Below are 17,279 nucleotides of genomic sequence, written 5' to 3'. Positions count from 1 at the left end.
AATTTACTATGTACATTCTAGTAATTTTTATATCCTGTAAATTTGTATTTTAGTTACGTGGAAGAACAGGGATACATAGAATTGAAAGTGACTAATAAGGACAATAACATAAGTCCTAAAGATATTGATATAAATGAAGTCAAAGCTTTTATATCAGATGTCGAGACATTCTTATATCCTAATCGTAGAGAAAAGCAAAATCGACCACATATTTCCTATGACATAGAAGAAGGGTCAGCCAAGCATAAATTTTTTCTACCTATAACAGCTGTTATTTTATTCAATGGGTTAACCAGCGAAATTAAAAATAGAAATAATCTTGATTTTTTAGACAATAAGAGACAATCAATAATTGATAAATTTCAAAAGAAAGCTGTAAAGGAAGACTCTATTATTGAGTTTAATAACTCGATTTCCCAGGAACCATCTCTAATTATTGATTACACTACGAATTTTGAAATGATTGCTCCCACTTTTTATGAAAGTGAATTTTATCTTTATGGAGAAATTTATCAAGAAGGAGGTAAAAATCCAAACGTACACATTAGTACGAAAAAATATGGAAATCTTACTATTTCTGCAACTAAGGAGCAGATTATGGATGGTGAGAAAAAAACTTATAAGCCATATGGTATAAAAGTTCGTGGTAAAAAGAGTTTTGAAGAAGATTCACTAACTGATTTAGAACTAATTGAATTTATTCAATATAAACCTGTTTTTAATAAGTCTCTTTTAGAAAAAGTGATTGAGAAAGCATCCGTTAATTTAAGTAAAATTACAAATGTTGATACATGGTTGGATGACATAAAAACAGAAGGGTATGAAAGGAGTTGAAAGTGTACTCATGGACAGTTCTTTTTGTATTCGATTATTGAAATCAGATGCTGATTTTCATCAAAACGCCATTAATTACTTTGAATATTTTTTAGAGAATGGTATAGAATTGTATCTATCCACCATTGTAGTTAGTGAGTATGCTGTTGGAGATAATCCAGATAATTTACTTTCCTTAAATGTTTTTCGATTATTGGAATTTGATTATACAGATGCTAAAATTGCAGGTGAATTTTTTGCAGAACTTAAAGGCAATGAAGATTTAAGGGAAACAGAACAACGAAAAGTAATAATTAATGATATTAAATTATTCGCTCAAATTCATAACAGGGGCATTCACGCTTACATTACAAAAGATAGAAAATCATTAGGTAAAATGATTGAGCCCTTGGAGAAATCACACAACTTAAAGTTCAAATTTATCGACTTATCTATTCCGCTAAATGATAAGTTAGGTAGGTTGTTCTAAATCACAACCAAATAATTATCTGGAAGCGGAGCGGGAAATATTCTCCTGTTCCGCTTCTTCTTTTTTATCAAAATAGAAGCTCCTGTCTGTAGTAATTCTTATAAACATTAGAAGCCTCCCCCAGCCTTTCAGAAAGAAGTTTAAACAATTCTTTATAACAATTACCAGAGAGTTTTTTAGCTTTAACAGAGAAAACAATCATGCCTTTCTTTTGAAAAAACTGGCTATCCCAACATATATATCCTTTATTTTCTCCGGAATCATCATTCTCTTTCTGGTCATTTCCTATTTTATTTTTCCTTCCTTTCAAAGTTTTGTTGATAAAACAGCAAATATTATCCTGAGCGGAAATAAGGAACAAACACATCTTTATTTTCAACAATTCGGGATATGGGGGCCACTTGCAATTATTGTATTTATAATCCTTCAAATGTTCTTGATTTTTTTCCCTTCATGGTTACCCATTATTATTGCGGTAATGGCGTACGGCTTTTGGTGGGGAATTGTTATTGGAATGACCGGAGTGATGTTAGCTTCAGCAATAGGATATTTTGTAGGCGCCAAACTTGAAAGGCTGGTGCGAGAAATTATAGGTGAGGAAAAACTTCAAAAAATGGACTTCTGGATTTCAAATTATTCATTTGTCTCGGTTATCCTCTTTAGAGTATCACCTTTTCTCTCCAATGATTCCATCAGCTTTATTGCAGGCATTCTTGATATGAAATTTAAAAAATTTATGTGGGCAACTTTTACAGGAATGTTCCCGCTCTCTATAGCCATTGCTTATTTTTCAGAAGATATAGAAACCCTTAAAGATGGCATGTACTGGCTTGGAGGGGCAGGATTTATTGCTTATGGAATATATGTATATATAGATTATCATAACAGGAAGAAAACAGGATGATATTCTGTATGGCAGGAGCCTGATTCTTCCGGAAGATCTAATTCATCTTCTAATAAACAATTTCCTTCTTATGAAGAAATTTCTACGCTACCTAAGAAACGGGATTCTTATTTTTTTATTACCCCTGTTCATTTACCTGATATCAGCATTTATTGGAAGTATTATCCCGGTAAATAAAAAAAGTATATATAAGGACAAAGAAATCCCTGTTTTTCTTCTTTCCAATGGTGCACATACCGATTTGGTGGTTCCAATCAAATCCAGTGTTTTAGACTGGAATAAGATCATTACTGAAGAACAATTTAATGATTTTTCCAGTGATTATCAGTACATTGGATTTGGGTGGGGCGATCTGAAATTTTACAGGACCACACCCCAATGGGATGATCTTAACTTAAAAACTGCGTATACTTCCCTTTTTCTTGAAACACCGGCAGCCCTGCACTTGGAATTACATGAGGCGATAATAAAAAATGAAAGTACAATTGCATTATCCATTAGCAAAGACCAGTATGTTGAACTGGTGGAGTATTTCCTCAATACTTTTCAATTGGATGAAGATGGCAATATTCAGCCGGTGCCAAATCTTCATTACAACTCTCGTGATGCTTTTTACTATGCCAAAGGATCCTTAAATCCCTTTAAAACATGCAACACATGGATAAATAACGGCCTAAAAAAAGCTAATATGAAAGCCTGTCTCTGGACCCCATTTACGCAGGGTATATTTTATCAATACCCTTAACTTTTTATAGTTTTTTTATAATTCTTCAGTTCTGCCGCTTTTTGTAAAATGCTTAACTTCAGCATGCAACCAAAAAATGAAGATGATATGATTTCTGTGAAGACTGATAAAAAGGACCTGGAAAAATTTTACCATAAACTGGAAACCTCAGCAGATCTTGATCCGTTGCTGGAGAGAATCGGCGATTCAAAGTATGTACTTTTAGGTGAAGCCAGCCATGGTACTCATGAATATTATACCTGGCGGGCACAAATTTCCAAACGGCTTATAGAGGAAAAAAGCTTCTCTTTTATTGCCGTTGAAGGTGACTGGCCAGATTGTTATAAAATCAACAAATGGATAAAAGTCTATCCAAATTCCGAAGAAAATATACAAGATGTGCTTAAACAATTTGAGCGATGGCCAAACTGGATGTGGGCTAATTGGGAAATTGCCGCTTTTGCGACTTGGCTAAAGCAACATAATAAAGAAAAAGAAGAGAACAAAAAGGTAGGATTCTATGGCCTGGATGTGTACAGCCTGTGGGATTCTATGAAAATAATGGTAGATTATCTGGAAAAAGAAGATCCTGAAACAGCAAAACTTGCAAAAAATGCCTTCCAGTGTTTCGAGCCTTATAAAGCACGGGATTCTTATGCTTCAGTCTTTAGATCGGCCAGAGAAGGTTGTAAGGATGAAGTTATAAAACTGCTTAAGGAAGTCCGCAGGAATGCCCATAAATATGATACTGAAAAAGAAGCTGATCTAAATGCTGAAATTAATGCGCTTGTAATGGCAAATGCAGAAAAATATTATGAAGCCATGGCTGGCTTTGGCGACGATTCCTGGAATGTTCGTGACAGGCATATGGTGGAAACTCTTAATACCTTAATGGATTATCATGATGCCGATGCCAAGGTAATTGTATGGGAACATAATACGCACGTAGGAGATGCCAGGGCTACAGGCATGGCTTCAAGCGGATTGTTGAATGTAGGTCAACTGGTAAGAGAACAACATGAGGAAGAGGGAGTAGTACTGGTTGGGTTTGGATCTTACAAAGGATCTGTAATGGCCGGCAGTAGTTGGGGTGCTCCCATGAAGGAAATGCGTGTGCCCGAAGGTATAGAACATAGCCTTGAAAATTTTCTGCATGAATCGCAACCTAAGGATAAGCTTATCATTTTTGATGAAAACAGGGAATTGGCAGAAGCCTTTAGAGAAAAAACCGGCCACCGGGCAATTGGAGTAGTTTACGATCCAAACTGGGAACGGGGAAATTATGTGCCTTCCAAAGTTTCTGATAGGTATGATGCCTTCCTTTTTTTTGACAAGACGAAGGCTTTGCATCCGCTAAAAATAAAACCAAAAGGAGAACTTACTCCCGAAACTTATCCCTTCGGAATTTAAAGACACCTTGTTAAATTTCATAATTTCAAAAACAGAACTATATGAGTACCATACCTAAAATAAGAGAAATACTTGGAGAAGACGCTGGCCATTATCTTGATTATAAAAGCGAAAAAATCAGCAAAGACCGACTGGAAATTCCGGGGCCAAACAGCGTTGATAACTTCAGGGAAAGTGACCGTAACCCACAAGTACTTAGGAGCCTAAACCATCTTTATAATCATGGGGCTTTAGGCGGGACAGGATATATTAATATTTTGCCTATTGACCAGGGAATAGAACATTCCGCAGCTTTTTCATTTTATAAGAATCAGGATTACTTTGATCCGGAAAATATTATAAAACTGGCATTGGAAGCGGGATGCAATGGGGTAGCATCAACTTTTGGTGCCCTGGCACTTCACTCCAGAAAATACGCCCATAAAATTCCTTTTATTGTAAAAATCAATCATAACGAACTGCTCACCTACCCCAATAAATATGACCAGATTCCCTACGGAACCGTTAAAGAAGCATGGAATATGGGTGCTACAGCAATCGGTGCAACAATTTATTTTGGATCGCCGGAGAGTAACCGCCAAATTCAGGAAATAGCCGCGGCCTTTGAAGAAGCACATCAATTAGGGATGGCAACTATTCTTTGGTGTTATACCCGGAATAACGATTTTAAAACCGATGAAGAAGATTACCATACCGCCGCCGATCTTACCGGGCAGGCCAACCATATTGGAGTGACCATAAAAGCTGATATCATCAAGCAGAAGTTACCCACCACCAACTACGGCTTTAAAAAGATCAAATTTGCTAAATATGAAGATGAAATGTATGAAAGCCTGGCTACAGATCATCCTATAGACCTTTGCCGCCTGCAGGTGGCCAATTGTTATATGGGAAAGATTGGCCTGATTAATTCCGGGGGCGGTTCCAAGGGAGAATCAGATTATAAAGAAGCCGTAAGAACTGCAGTTATTAACAAACGTGCCGGTGGTTGCGGACTCATAATGGGGCGAAAAGCCTTTCAGCGGCCGTTAAAAGAAGGTGTGGATATTCTGCAAAGTGTGCAGGAGGTTTATTTGAATGATGAAGTTACAGTAGCCTGAAACGGTAAATGAGCAATGGAAAGAATAGCCATCATATAGACCTGTAAGGTTTCAAAAACCTTGTAGGTCTTTTTGGATTGAAAAGATACTACAATAGTTCAGATTGGAGATCAATTTGGGTTTGAAAACACAACACCTATAAGGTCCAAAGACTTTGCAAGTGGAAATTATATCGCCTTTACTTTAATTTCTTTTCGTATAGGTTTTTCAGCTTTTATATTGACAGGTTCACCGTAAAGATCAAAATCGGCAGCTTCAATGATTTTCACCTCATAGAAATCTCCAGTTTTCAGATAAACCGAAGTTGCATCAATTAAAACCTCATTATCAACATCGGGGGAATCTGCTTCTGTTCTTCCTACAAAATAATTTCCTTCTTTCCGGTCTATAACTACTTTGAAAGTTTTACCAATTTTCTGCTGATTAAGTTCCCAGGAAATCTGTGACTGAATTTCCATAATTTCATTCGCCCTTTCCTGCTTTACTTCCTGCGGCACATCATCTTCAAGATTATAAGCATGGGTATTTTCCTCGTGGGAATAGGTAAAACAGCCCAGGCGTTCAAAACGCATTTCCTGCACCCATTCCTTCAATTCCTGGAAATGCGCTTCGGTTTCACCGGGATAACCAACAATAAGTGTAGTTCTAATTGCCATTTCGGGCACTGCTTTTCTAAATTCCTTAAGCAATTTTGTTGTTTTTTCGTGCGTGGTCCCGCGTCGCATAGACTTCAGCAAATCATCGGAAATATGCTGTAATGGAATATCCAGATAATTGCAAATTTTAGGCTCCCGCTTCATCACCTCCAGCACATCCATAGGAAAACCGGTTGGGAAAGCATAATGCAAACGAATCCACTCGATTCCTTCCACCTTTACCAGGTTTTCAAGAAGTTCAGCTAAATTTCTTTTTTTATAAAGATCCAGGCCATAGTAAGTTAAATCCTGCGCAATAAGAATAAGTTCTTTTACTCCCTGGGCGGCAAGATTTTTTGCTTCAATAACAAGATTTTCAATTGGGGTGGATTTATGCCCGCCGCGCATTAAAGGAATAGCACAAAAAGAACAAGGGCGGTCACAACCTTCAGCAATTTTAAGATAAGCGTAATTTTTGGGAGTTGTTGTTAAACGTTCACCAATAAGCTCATGCTTGTAATCTGCTTCCAAAGCTTTCAATAATCCGGGTAATTCTGTAGTTCCAAAAAACTGGTCAACATTAGGAATTTCCTTTTGAAGATCGGGTTTGTACCTTTCGCTCAGGCAACCGGTAACAAAAACTTTGTCCACTTCTCCCTGCTCTTTCCTTTCCACGAAATCCAGGATGGTGTTTACAGATTGTTCCTTGGCATTGTCTATAAATCCACAGGTATTAATCACTACAATATTCCCTTCCTCTTCATGTACCACTTCCTTTTTATTGGCGCGCAATTGTCCCATCAACACCTCACTGTCATAAACATTTTTACTACAGCCAAGAGTAACCACATTAATCTTATTCTTCTTAGTAGACTTTGTCCTCATACCTTAAATTTCTATAACTTCCTGCTTAGTAGAAGTTGAATATTGCAAAAACAATTCCGTACTCTTCCTGGAAAGCGGGTGCAAAGATACAATCTAAAATTGGAAATCCAGATTCTAAGGAAACGATGTTAGCTAAGGTGTTGTTGAAGCGCCAGCATCCATTCCCTTTCATAATACCGTACCACTCCAATAACTATAGCTCCCGAAATAACGTAAGCCCAATAATATTTATTGATTTTAAGCATATAAATACCCACTGTGATAAATGCCAAAAATGGAAGACTTAAAATCAGGTTGGGCCATAACCATGCACCCTGAATAACAACAGTAATCTTCATTACAACATAAAAGATGCTGTAAAAGAAAATAATTTTCGAAATAATTACCAGGTTTCTGTGAGACATTAATCATTATAATTTTCAGGAGTAACACGGCGTTGTGAAGTTTCCTCGTAGGCTTTGGCCCATTTAAGAAGTTCCTGTTCTTCAAAAGGTTTTGCGAAAAAAGTAAGGCCTTCAGGAGCATTATTTTCAGCATAACCCATAGGCACAGTTATAGCCGGATAATGTGCCACAGCGGCAAAACCTGCATGATAATTATTAATAGAAATTATTCCGTCAAGATTATGCTCCTGCATGGGGACATCAAAAAATTGCTTTCCGTTTCTTTTTAAGGTATCCTTTATGGCTGTAAATTCTTCAGGAGTGGCAGAATCCTTCATAATTCCCTCAAATAATGCCTGCCCATAGGGCGCCCGTAGTATACTGTCTTTTTCATTATAACCATAAACACTTGTAACATCTGTAACTTCTACTTCTCCCCCATAGTTCCTGAAATATTCCGGCAAATCTTTTTTCATATCCAGATTAAGAAGGCGTGTAAAATTTGGCAAATCCAGGTCCTCAGCTTCAAACTCCACCACCTGGGCCCCGGCATTCCGCAAATCGGTGATCGCGCGCACATAAAGAGAATCTTCCATTAAGGCTTTAATCGCTCCAAACCGTTTCCCATTTAAAGACGCACTTTGAAGCGGTGCAGCATAATTTGAAATTACTTCAATATTTTTGCTCACAGGATCTTTAGCATCATTTCCTGCCATAGCCGATAGTAAAATAGCATTATCTACCACGCTTTTTGTAATAGGGCCCGGAGTATCCAAAGTACTTGAAATAGGAATAATCCCACCCCTACTTAACACCCCTATTGTGGGTTTTAATCCTACCAGTGAATTCTGACTTGAGGGAGAAAGAATAGAGCCTGAAGTTTCAGATCCAACCGCTACAGGGGCAAGATTTGCCGCTACAGCCACAGCACTTCCTGAACTGGAACCGCCGGTATCCAATATTTTTCTTCCATAAGGATTCAGGGTTTGCCCACCAACTGCTGAATAGCCACTGGGGCAATCACCGCAAAAGAAATAGGCCCACTCGCTTAAATTGGCTTTTCCCAAAATAAGCGCTCCGTTTTCCTTTAGTTTTTCAACGATAAAGGCATCATCGGTATTATTCTGCTGAAGTGCGACCGCGCCAGCCGTAGTAGGCATATTCTCAGTATTGATATTATCCTTCAGCAACAGAGGAATTCCAAAAATTGGATGATTTTGGGTGTTTTCCTGAATATCCTTTTCCCCGGCTTCCTTTAGAAGGTTTGGGTTTAGAGAAATTACCGAATTTAGGGAAAGTTCATTGTTTCGGTCAAACTTCTGAATACGCTTCAGATAAAACAGAGATATGTCCTCATAAGACAGTTTTCCTGCAGCAATAGCATTCTGAATTTCAGGAATATTTTTATCGAAAATAAGAGGTTTTATTTCTGAATATCGTTCTTCTGAAAATTCTAAAAGAGCTTCAGCAAAAGGAGCCATAACAGAATCCCTGCTTACAAATTTTGAATCCAAAACTTTATACTCCCTTTCTTCCTGTTTTGATATGGTATCCTGAACTACATATCCTTCAGATAGATTTTCCTTTTTATCGGCGCAAGAGAAAATAGCAACTAGAAAAACTGAAAGTAAAAGTTTTTTCATCCGGAGTATATTTTTAAAGACTATTCAAATTAATTTTTGACAAAGCAGAGTTACTGCAAGCTTAGATTATCCAAATTGCCTGTGTGAAAACAGGAAATAGTTACTTGAATAAAGATCCTATTTAAAGAAGGAATCCACGAACTCATATTTATTAAAAACCTGTAAATCTTCAACGCCTTCACCTACTCCTATATATTTCACTGGAATCTGAAACTGGTCACTAATACCAATTACCACACCTCCTTTGGCAGTTCCGTCAAGTTTGGTAACCGCAAGGGAAGTTACTTCGGTAGCGGCAGTAAACTGTTTTGCCTGCTCAAAAGCATTTTGCCCGGTTGAGCCATCTAATACCAGTAAAACTTCATGAGGCGCATCGGGAATAACTTTTTGCATCACCCGTTTTACTTTGGTAAGCTCCTTCATGAGATTAATTTTATTATGCAATCTTCCTGCAGTATCTATCAGCACCACATCGGCATTTTGTTTCACGGCATTTTGCACGGTATCAAAAGCGACAGAAGCGGGATCGCTGCCCATGCGTTGTTTAACAATAGGAACATCTGTTCTGTCTGCCCATATCTGGAGCTGGTCTATCGCGGCGGCACGAAAAGTATCGGCAGCACCAAGAATAACTTTTTTACCGGAATTCTTAAACTGGTGGGCAAGTTTACCTATAGTAGTGGTTTTCCCAACACCATTAACTCCTACCACCATGATCACATGTGGTTTGGCAGTAGTGGGAATCTGAATTTCTGCGGCTTCGCCACTATTGGTTTCTGAAAGTAAACCGGCAATTTCTTCCCTCAATATCTTATTCAGATCATCGGTCCCCATATATTTATCTCGCGCTACACGATCTTCAATCCTGTTGATGATTTTAATGGTAGTGGCAACACCTACATCACTACTTACCAGCACATCTTCAAGGTCATCCAGCACCTCATCATCAACCCTGGATTTTCCGGCAACAGCCTTACTCATTTTCGAAAAGAAACTGCTCTTGGATTTTTCAAGTCCCTTATCGAGGTTTTCCTTTTTTTCCTTTGAAAAAATCTTCTTAAATAAACTCATCTTTGGTAGGTTTAAAAATCACGAAATCCCGGAGATTCTATCCGGAATTTGAAGTACAAATATAAGCAAAAAGTAAAAGCCGTCCTGATTACATCAAGACGGCTTTTACTAACTTTTATCGGAAGTCGCCGATTATTATTTTTTGCTCAAAAAATCGCTTACGTCCTCAGGAGCCATAATTGCTTCAACAAATGTATAGGCACCTGTCTTTGGAGATTTAACCATTTTAATAGCTTTGGTCAATCTTTTAGACCCTGTCTGAATTGTTCCTACTGATTTCTTTGCCATGACTCAATTATTTTATTTCTTTATGAACAGTCATCTTTTTAAGGATAGGGTTGAATTTCTTCAACTCCAGCCTGTCCGGAGTGTTCTTTTTATTCTTTGTTGTAATATATCTTGAGGTTCCAGGTTTTCCTGTCTCCTTATGTTCTGTACATTCTAATATAACCTGTACTCTGTTACCTTTCTTTGCCATTTCGTTCTGTTTTTTTACTTAGGATTTATTTCTTCATGAATCCTTTTTCTCTCGCCTCTTTGATTACAGCAGAGATGCCTTTCTTATTGATATTTTTAAGCGCTGAGGTAGAAACTCTCAAAGTAACCCATCTATCCTCTTCAGGAATAAAAAAACGTTTTTTAACCAAATTAGCATTAAACTTGCGCTTGGTCTTATTCATTGCATGAGAAACGTTATTCCCGACCATCGCTTTTTTACCCGTAAGTTCACAAACTCTTGACATTGCTCTATTCTTTAAACTCGTTATTTAAAACAGGCTGCAAATTAACGGTTTTTTTACCAATCTGCCAACATAAATTAAAATTATTTAAAGCAGAAGGTTTGAATTTTATTCTGCAGTAAATACGGTAGTTAACGGGCTATTTCAGCATCAAACCCGGGTTAATTCCCTCAAAATCATTTCAAAAGCCTTATTGACCGTTTTTTTAACTACTTGCTCCCGACTGTTACCAAAAACAAAACGTTTGGAAAACACCCTTTCTGGAGTAGCAAGTGCAATATAAACCGTGCCCACATCGGCATCACTGTCTCCTTTAGTAGGACCTGCGTTACCCGTGGTACCAATGGCATAATCAGACTTAAACAGGGATTTGGCTTTTTTAGCCATTTCTTCAGCTACTTCGGCACTTACCACACTATGTTTTTCAATTATTTCAGAAGAAACACCTAAAATTTCTTCTTTAGCCTGGGTGGCATATGATACGATACTGCCTTTAAAGCAGGTTGACGCACCAGGATTCAACGTGAAATCTGCCGCAAGATCACCTCCTGTACAACTTTCGGCTGCCGAAAGAAACTGGTTTCTTGAGGTAAGCAATTTACTGATGGTCTCTTCAATATTATCATCTTCCTCCACAGAGTCGGCAATAATATCTTCAATAAGGGGAAAAAGTTTTTCAAACTCCTTTTCAATAGCTAGTTTTAGTTCATCTTCTTTTTCTCCTTTTCCCGAAATACGTAATCTCACATTTCCCAGGTCCGGCAAATACGCAAGTTTTATAAAGGAAGGAAGGCTTTCTTCCCATTCCTTAATACGCTCTGCAATGGCACTTTCTCCAAGCCCGTAAGTACGAATAGTTTTATGATAGATAAAGGGACGGTTGAATTCCTTTTTCAGACGCGGAATAATTTCCATTTCCATGAGCTTTTTCATTTCGAACGGAACTCCAGGAACTGCTATATAAACCGTTTTATCTTTCTTTAGCCACAATCCGGGTGCGGTCCCAAATTTGTTATAAAGCACCGTAGCCTTTGAAGGCACCATTGCCTGCTCCCTGTTTAAATCTGAAATTTGGGCATTCTCAATTTTTCTAAAAATTTCCTCTACATGATGTAGCACTTTTTCATCAAGCACCAGGGTGTCGTCAAAATATTCACACAAAGAGTATTTGGTCACATCGTCTTTGGTTGGCCCAAGGCCCCCGCTAAGTATCACTACATCTGCGCGGCTACCTGCATCTTTTAAGGTTTTAAGAATATGCTCCTTTTCATCTTCAATAGAAATAATCTGGTGAACAGCAATTCCTATCTGATTTAGCTCCTGTGCAATTTGTGAAGAATTGGTGTCAACAATTTGTCCTATAAGGATCTCATCTCCAATGGTAATTATTTCCGCAGTCATTATAAATTAAAATCATTTTTTAAAGCAGTACCTGCCAATTTTACTTTTGCGGAAATTGTTTCTGCTGCACCAGGAACTTTATTCTTTAATTTCCCTTCTTTAGACCATGCCTCAATTATCCTAATTTCTTTCATTAGGTTAAGACCAAACAGCTGAAGGTTTGGTTTCATTTTATGGGCATACTGGTAGGCAAGGCCTGCGTTATTATTCTCTATAGCATCATTCATTGCCTCTACATCAGGCGGAATTTCTTCTAAAAAAGTTTGTACCACCACCTTCATAAAATCTTCATCTCCTCCTGCCATTTCTTTTACTTCGTCTAGGTTATAGTTGCTCATTTAACTATTTGATTTGGATTGAAAATATTTCTTCATGCTCAATGAAACCGGTTAACCTGTCATTTGCTTCCACTTTTCCGACACCTGCCGGAGTACCTGTAAAAATTACATCTCCAATTTTAAGTGTAAAAAACGTAGATACATAAGCAATCAATTCATCTATCTTCCAAAGCATTAGGGAAGTATTGCCAGTTTGTGCGGTTTCATTGTTCTTCATTAGACTAAAGTTAAGATTATTTATGTCTTTAATCTCTTTTTTGTCCATCCATTTTTCACCTATTACAGCAGCTCCGTCAAAAGCTTTGGCCTTTTCCCAGGGCAGGCCTTTTTCTTTTAATCTTTGCTGAAGGTCCCGCGCTGTAAAGTCTATGCCTAAACCAAGTTTATCGTAATATTTATGTGCAAATTTTTGCTGAATGTGTTTGCCCACTTTTTTGATTTTTACCAGAACTTCTACTTCATATTGTACATTCTCAGAAAAATCGGGAATAAAAAAAGGCTGCTTCTTTAATAAAACAGCGGTATCGGGCTTTTGAAAAATCACCGGCTCACCAGGTTTTTCATTTTTTAGTTCAGAAATATGTTCTGTATAATTTCTGCCAATACAGATAATTTTCATATAAAATCAGGTTAAATCAATAACAGAATAATGGGGATTATCAGGATAATTTATTATTGAGCTTTCGCAACTTTATGGCGGTAAGGATTTTTTTGGTGTATAACGGAAAATCAGCATTTTGAATCCAGCCAAAATAGCCGGGTTCTTCCTCCAGTACTTTTTCAACTAATTTACCTTTGTACTTTCCGAATGAGAAAATTTCACGCCCTTTTTTGTCGTAACAGATAAATCCGGCAAAATCAGCAAACCTTCTCCTTGCACTATAGCCGGAAAGCCATTTTATCTCATTGGTAAGATCATCATATTTATCCAGCTGAGATTTAAGCACTTCATAGGTTGCATTAGTATCTGCTTCAGCAGTATGTGCATCTTCAAGGTTCTTTCCGCAGTAAAACTTATAAGCGGCAGAAAGCGTACGCTGCTCCTTTTTATGAAAGATGGTTTGCACGTCTACAGCATACATATTCTTCATTTCAAAATCCACTCCCACACGCATCATTTCTTCGGCAAGCATGGGAATATCAAATCTGTTGGAATTATATCCTCCCAGATCGCAGCCCTTTATCATCTCATATATTTGATTGGCCAGTTCTTTAAAGGTAGGTTCATTGGCTATTTTTTCATTGGAAATCCCATGAATGGCCACCACCTCCCCGGGAATATCCATTTCAGGATTTACCAGCCAGCTCCTGCTTTCTTTATTTCCATTAGGATACACCTTTAAAATGGCAATTTCCACAATCCTGTCTTTTACCAGATTAGTCCCGGTTGTTTCCAGGTCGAAAAAACAGATAGGTTTGGTAAGTTCTAATTCCATGAAAAAAATTTTTTCAAAGATACTAAAAATCACTGCAAGAGATTTTTATTCAAAATCTATTACTAAAAACCTTAAAAGCGAAAGCCATGGAAAATTTTCCACGGCTTTCTCTTTTTTGCCAGATTGATTTAATTTCAAAAAAATTAATCAGTAAAAACATCTGTGGTAGGTTCAATTATTGAGTTTACTACATGGATTACTCCATTTGAAGCATCAATATCTGATTTTACCACCTGTGCTCCTCCTATATAAATTACATTTCCGTTCATTTCGGTATCTATAGTAATTTCTTCTTCTGAAGCAGTCTCTATCGCCTGTGAACTGTCAAAATCTATAGCGTTAACCTTACTTGGTAAAATATGTCGCTGAAGAAATCTTGCCAGTTGCGCCTTATTATTAGGATCAGTTAACATATTGAACTCCTCCAGAGGCATATTTTGAAAAGCCTCATTTGTTGGTATAAACATAGTTACTGGGCCGGTAAAATCTAATTTGGTATCCATATTTGCCATTTTAGCCAATGCTGCAAAAGTAGATAGGTTTTGATCCATTCCAGCTAAGGTCATTAGGTCATAATCTTCTGAATCTACGTTCCCGAACAGGTTTTCATAATCCATATCTGTGGCAGCATAAGGTAATTCCCCCTGCGTATTTGTGGTTCTGCCCTGATTATTACCAGACATACTTCCAGAACCCGTACCGGAAGATCCCCCACACCCATAAAAGGATGTTGCAAGAATAGTTACGAATGCCATTAAGATAGATTTTAAAGAAATAGTTTTCATTTTTGTTTGGTTTTAAGTTAAAAGTTTTTCTTTTCCTTCCCGCTTTTTTGTAATAATGAATTAGTTCGGGATTCGAATTTAAGATACAAACTACACTCAATCTTAAGTCGTTAAAAAACAGAATTTTAACATCAAATAATCAAACTTTATAGGTTTTTAAGAACTTCAAATACCGGGGTAAATCAACAGTAAGTAGCAGAGACTAATAAAAAAAGCCGCAGAAGTTATCCGCGGCTTTTCATATTTTTTAATCGAATTTAAATTTCCCTGTCTTTATCAAAATCTTCAAGATATTGGGCAACACGTTGAACAAACTGTCCACCCAACGCTCCGTTCACCACCCTATGATCATAACTGTGTGAGAGGAACATTTTATGACGAATCCCTATTAGATCTCCTTCCGGGGTTTCTATTACTGCAGGAATCTTTCTTATGGCTCCCAATGCCAGGATACCTACCTGCGGCTGATTTATAATTGGGGTTCCCATTATACTTCCAAAGGTACCTACATTAGTTACTGTATAAGTTCCTCCCTGGATTTCATCTGGTTTTAGTTTATTCTGGCGTGCACGCGCCGCAAGATCATTCACTGCCTTCGCCATTCCAACTAAATTTAATCTGTCGGCATTTCTAATTACCGGAACGATAAGGTTTCCATCAGGAAGTGCAGCGGCCATTCCCAGGTTAATATTCTTCTTCTTAATCACCTTATCTCCATCCAGCGAAATATTAATCATTGGAAAATCCCTGATAGCTTTCGCCACAGCTTCCATAAAAATTGGGGTAAAGGTTAATTTTTCTCCTTCTCTTTTTTGAAAATCAGCCTTATGTTTATTTCTCCAGTTCCAAATATTGGTAACGTCTACTTCAATAAAAGACTGCACATGAGCCGACTTTTGGACGCTTTCCACCATATGATGGGCTATCATTTTCCCCATACGGCTCATTTCTATAACTTCATCTTCACCAGAATGCACTGGAGTTTCCTGTTTTGCCACCGCAGACTCCAGTCGGGAAGTTTCAATCTTTTCTCCTTGAGGTTCCTGTTTTGATTTTTCTGAAATTGATGTTGAACCTTGTTCCCCCCTGTTTTCTAAATAACCAAGAATATCTTTTTTGGTGACGCGGCCATCCTTTCCAGTTCCCTCAAGTTCTTCCAATTCCTTCAGGCTGATGTTTTCTTCTTTAGCAATATTTTTTACCAGCGGGGAGTAAAAGCGGGAAGAACCTGAATAATCCTCTCCCGAAGCTGTATTTTGAGCATTTTCAACTCTTGCTTCCAAATTATTTACAAGATCCTCTTCCTCTTCTGTATCTTCTTCAAGATCAAAGGAATCATCATTATCAATTTCTGCTTCTGTTTCAATTATTGCAATTATTTGCCCTACCTGTACAACATCATCGGCTTCAAAAAGCTTCTCTAAAAGTTTACCATCTACTTCACTTGGCACTTCACTGTCTACTTTGTCTGTAGCAATTTCAAGAACCGGCTCATCAGCCTCTATAGTGTCTCCCACTTCTTTTAACCAGCTCGTGATTGTTGCTTCAGCAACACTTTCTCCCATTTTAGGTAGCTTCAGTTCAAATTTTGCCATATATATAATTAAAAGATGTTTTAGTTTAAATCGTTTGCGAATTTAATAAATATAAGCTATCACAAATATTAAAAAATCAATAAAATTGGTTTCTGATGAAATTCTTATTTTCAGAAAGGAATATTTTAGCCTCAGTAAAATTACAATTTCAACAGCTGAATCTAAAAAGAATTACATGTTTTTAAGGATCAAAAGAGACTTTTTAAATCCCATCATAGTACGCCAGCCTAACTCTTCAGAGAACTTTCAAAAGGTACACGATTGGTTATGCTCCTTCCCAGAGTTACCTCATCAGCATATTCTAATTCATCCCCTACCGAAATTCCCCGGGCAATTGTAGAAGTTTTTACAGCTGTTCCCTCCAGTTGTTTGAAAATGTAGAAATTAGTAGTATCACCTTCCAGCGTACTACTAAGTGCAAAAATAATTTCCTCAACTTTGCCCGCTTTTATTTTTTCGATTAAAGGCTTTATGGTGAGTTGAGATGGTCCAATACCATCCATAGGACTTATTTTTCCGCCCAACACGTGATAGTGGCCCCGGTATTGCCCGGTATTCTCAATTGCCATTACATCTCTTATATCTTCCACCACACATACAGTTTCACTCACGCGACCCGGATTCGAACAAATTTCACAAAGTTCGGTATCACTTATATTAAAACAATTACTGCAAAGTTTAATCTCTGTTCTTAATTTTTTAAGGGCAGCTGCCAATTGTTCAGTTTGTGATTCCGGCTGCTTTAGAAGGTGCAGTACCAGGCGTAAAGCCGTTCTTTTTCCTATTCCGGGAAGCTGAGACATTTCATCTACCGCCTGTTCCAGTAATTTTGAAGAAAAATCCATAGCGCAATTTACTCAATTTTAAGTTCTCTGCTTTAATCATTCCTTTAATTACCCTTTATCTCCATTTTCTTCCTTCCTGAA

At 37.5% G+C, this 17,279-nt stretch carries 21 protein-coding genes; 6 read left to right on the top strand and 15 right to left on the bottom strand.

Going from position 1 to position 17,279, the window contains the following annotated elements:
• The first annotated feature begins 57 nt into the window (after window positions 1–57).
• On the top strand, window positions 58–834 hold the full coding sequence (locus tag RM539_RS05505; RefSeq protein WP_311502430.1) for a hypothetical protein: 777 nt from the start codon (window positions 58–60) through the stop codon (window positions 832–834).
• Complete coding sequence (locus RM539_RS05500; protein ID WP_311502429.1) at window positions 821–1,303, top strand: PIN domain-containing protein; 483 nt, start codon at window positions 821–823, stop codon at window positions 1,301–1,303. Before RM539_RS05505 ends, RM539_RS05500 begins: the two co-directional genes overlap by 14 nt.
• Window positions 1,304–1,370: 67 nt before the next feature.
• On the opposite strand, the gene RM539_RS05495 is transcribed toward RM539_RS05500, so the two are convergent.
• Window positions 1,371–1,613 carry a hypothetical protein gene (locus tag RM539_RS05495; RefSeq protein WP_311502428.1) on the bottom strand — a complete coding sequence of 81 codons (243 nt, stop codon included), beginning with the start codon at window positions 1,611–1,613 and terminating at the stop codon, window positions 1,371–1,373.
• Window positions 1,614–1,733: 120 nt separating this feature from the next.
• Here RM539_RS05495 and RM539_RS05490 point away from each other — a divergent pair, with 120 nt between their 5' ends.
• From RM539_RS05490 to RM539_RS05475, 4 genes are all read left to right on the top strand, one after another.
• On the top strand, window positions 1,734–2,207 hold the full coding sequence (locus RM539_RS05490) for a TVP38/TMEM64 family protein (protein WP_311502427.1): 474 nt from the start codon (window positions 1,734–1,736) through the stop codon (window positions 2,205–2,207).
• Window positions 2,208–2,277: 70 nt separating this feature from the next.
• Entirely contained in the window at window positions 2,278–2,952 is a 675-nt protein-coding gene (locus RM539_RS05485) for a TIGR02117 family protein (RefSeq protein WP_311502426.1), read from the top strand.
• A gap of 63 nt (window positions 2,953–3,015) precedes the next feature.
• Window positions 3,016–4,341, top strand: coding sequence for an erythromycin esterase family protein (locus RM539_RS05480; RefSeq protein WP_311502425.1), 1,326 nt, complete (start codon window positions 3,016–3,018; stop codon window positions 4,339–4,341).
• A gap of 41 nt (window positions 4,342–4,382) precedes the next feature.
• Window positions 4,383–5,441, top strand: coding sequence for a class I fructose-bisphosphate aldolase (locus RM539_RS05475; RefSeq protein ID WP_311502424.1), 1,059 nt, complete (start codon window positions 4,383–4,385; stop codon window positions 5,439–5,441).
• A gap of 167 nt (window positions 5,442–5,608) precedes the next feature.
• On the opposite strand, the gene rimO is transcribed toward RM539_RS05475, so the two are convergent.
• The 14 genes from rimO to recR all read right to left on the bottom strand — a co-directional run bounded on the left by rimO (window position 5,609) and on the right by recR (window position 17,198).
• Window positions 5,609–6,961, bottom strand: a complete 1,353-nt coding sequence (gene rimO, locus RM539_RS05470; protein WP_311502423.1) for a 30S ribosomal protein S12 methylthiotransferase RimO — start codon at window positions 6,959–6,961, stop codon at window positions 5,609–5,611.
• A gap of 128 nt (window positions 6,962–7,089) precedes the next feature.
• Window positions 7,090–7,365 carry a hypothetical protein gene (locus RM539_RS05465; protein ID WP_311502422.1) on the bottom strand — a complete coding sequence of 92 codons (276 nt, stop codon included), beginning with the start codon at window positions 7,363–7,365 and terminating at the stop codon, window positions 7,090–7,092.
• Window positions 7,365–8,987: an amidase family protein gene (locus RM539_RS05460; protein ID WP_311502421.1), complete on the bottom strand. Its 1,623-nt coding sequence runs from the start codon at window positions 8,985–8,987 to the stop codon at window positions 7,365–7,367. The genes RM539_RS05465 and RM539_RS05460 overlap by 1 nt, the downstream gene beginning before the upstream one ends.
• 117 nt (window positions 8,988–9,104) lie before the next feature.
• Complete coding sequence (gene ftsY / locus RM539_RS05455; protein WP_311502420.1) at window positions 9,105–10,058, bottom strand: signal recognition particle-docking protein FtsY; 954 nt, start codon at window positions 10,056–10,058, stop codon at window positions 9,105–9,107.
• 135 nt (window positions 10,059–10,193) lie between these two features.
• Window positions 10,194–10,346 (bottom strand): DUF4295 domain-containing protein, encoded by a 153-nt coding sequence (locus tag RM539_RS05450; protein ID WP_311502419.1) that lies wholly within the window; start codon window positions 10,344–10,346, stop codon window positions 10,194–10,196.
• Between the two features lie 7 nt (window positions 10,347–10,353).
• A complete protein-coding gene (rpmG, locus tag RM539_RS05445; protein ID WP_114491684.1) occupies window positions 10,354–10,536 on the bottom strand; it encodes a 50S ribosomal protein L33 in 183 nt (60 codons plus the stop codon).
• Window positions 10,537–10,561: 25 nt separating this feature from the next.
• Window positions 10,562–10,801, bottom strand: coding sequence for a 50S ribosomal protein L28 (gene rpmB, locus RM539_RS05440; RefSeq protein ID WP_311502418.1), 240 nt, complete (start codon window positions 10,799–10,801; stop codon window positions 10,562–10,564).
• Window positions 10,802–10,948: 147 nt separating this feature from the next.
• Window positions 10,949–12,199: a competence/damage-inducible protein A gene (locus RM539_RS05435; protein WP_311502417.1), complete on the bottom strand. Its 1,251-nt coding sequence runs from the start codon at window positions 12,197–12,199 to the stop codon at window positions 10,949–10,951.
• Entirely contained in the window at window positions 12,199–12,537 is a 339-nt protein-coding gene (locus tag RM539_RS05430; protein ID WP_311502416.1) for an Hpt domain-containing protein, read from the bottom strand. Before RM539_RS05430 ends, RM539_RS05435 begins: the two co-directional genes overlap by 1 nt.
• A gap of 4 nt (window positions 12,538–12,541) precedes the next feature.
• Window positions 12,542–13,156, bottom strand: coding sequence for a fumarylacetoacetate hydrolase family protein (locus tag RM539_RS05425; RefSeq protein ID WP_311502415.1), 615 nt, complete (start codon window positions 13,154–13,156; stop codon window positions 12,542–12,544).
• Between the two features lie 40 nt (window positions 13,157–13,196).
• Window positions 13,197–13,973, bottom strand: coding sequence for a 3'-5' exonuclease (locus tag RM539_RS05420; RefSeq protein ID WP_311502414.1), 777 nt, complete (start codon window positions 13,971–13,973; stop codon window positions 13,197–13,199).
• A gap of 143 nt (window positions 13,974–14,116) precedes the next feature.
• On the bottom strand, window positions 14,117–14,758 hold the full coding sequence (locus RM539_RS05415; protein ID WP_311502413.1) for a fasciclin domain-containing protein: 642 nt from the start codon (window positions 14,756–14,758) through the stop codon (window positions 14,117–14,119).
• Between the two features lie 257 nt (window positions 14,759–15,015).
• On the bottom strand, window positions 15,016–16,353 hold the full coding sequence (locus RM539_RS05410) for a dihydrolipoamide acetyltransferase family protein (protein ID WP_311502412.1): 1,338 nt from the start codon (window positions 16,351–16,353) through the stop codon (window positions 15,016–15,018).
• A 227-nt stretch (window positions 16,354–16,580) separates the two neighbouring features.
• On the bottom strand, window positions 16,581–17,198 hold the full coding sequence (recR, locus tag RM539_RS05405; RefSeq protein ID WP_311502411.1) for a recombination mediator RecR: 618 nt from the start codon (window positions 17,196–17,198) through the stop codon (window positions 16,581–16,583).
• Between the last annotated feature and the right edge of the window lie 81 nt (window positions 17,199–17,279).

Source organism: Autumnicola musiva, from assembly GCF_031846585.1.
Taxonomy (GTDB): Bacteria; Bacteroidota; Bacteroidia; order Flavobacteriales; family Flavobacteriaceae; genus Autumnicola; species Autumnicola musiva.
The sequence above is the reverse complement of the archived record's forward strand: the minus strand, read 5'-3'. Positions and strand labels throughout refer to the sequence as shown.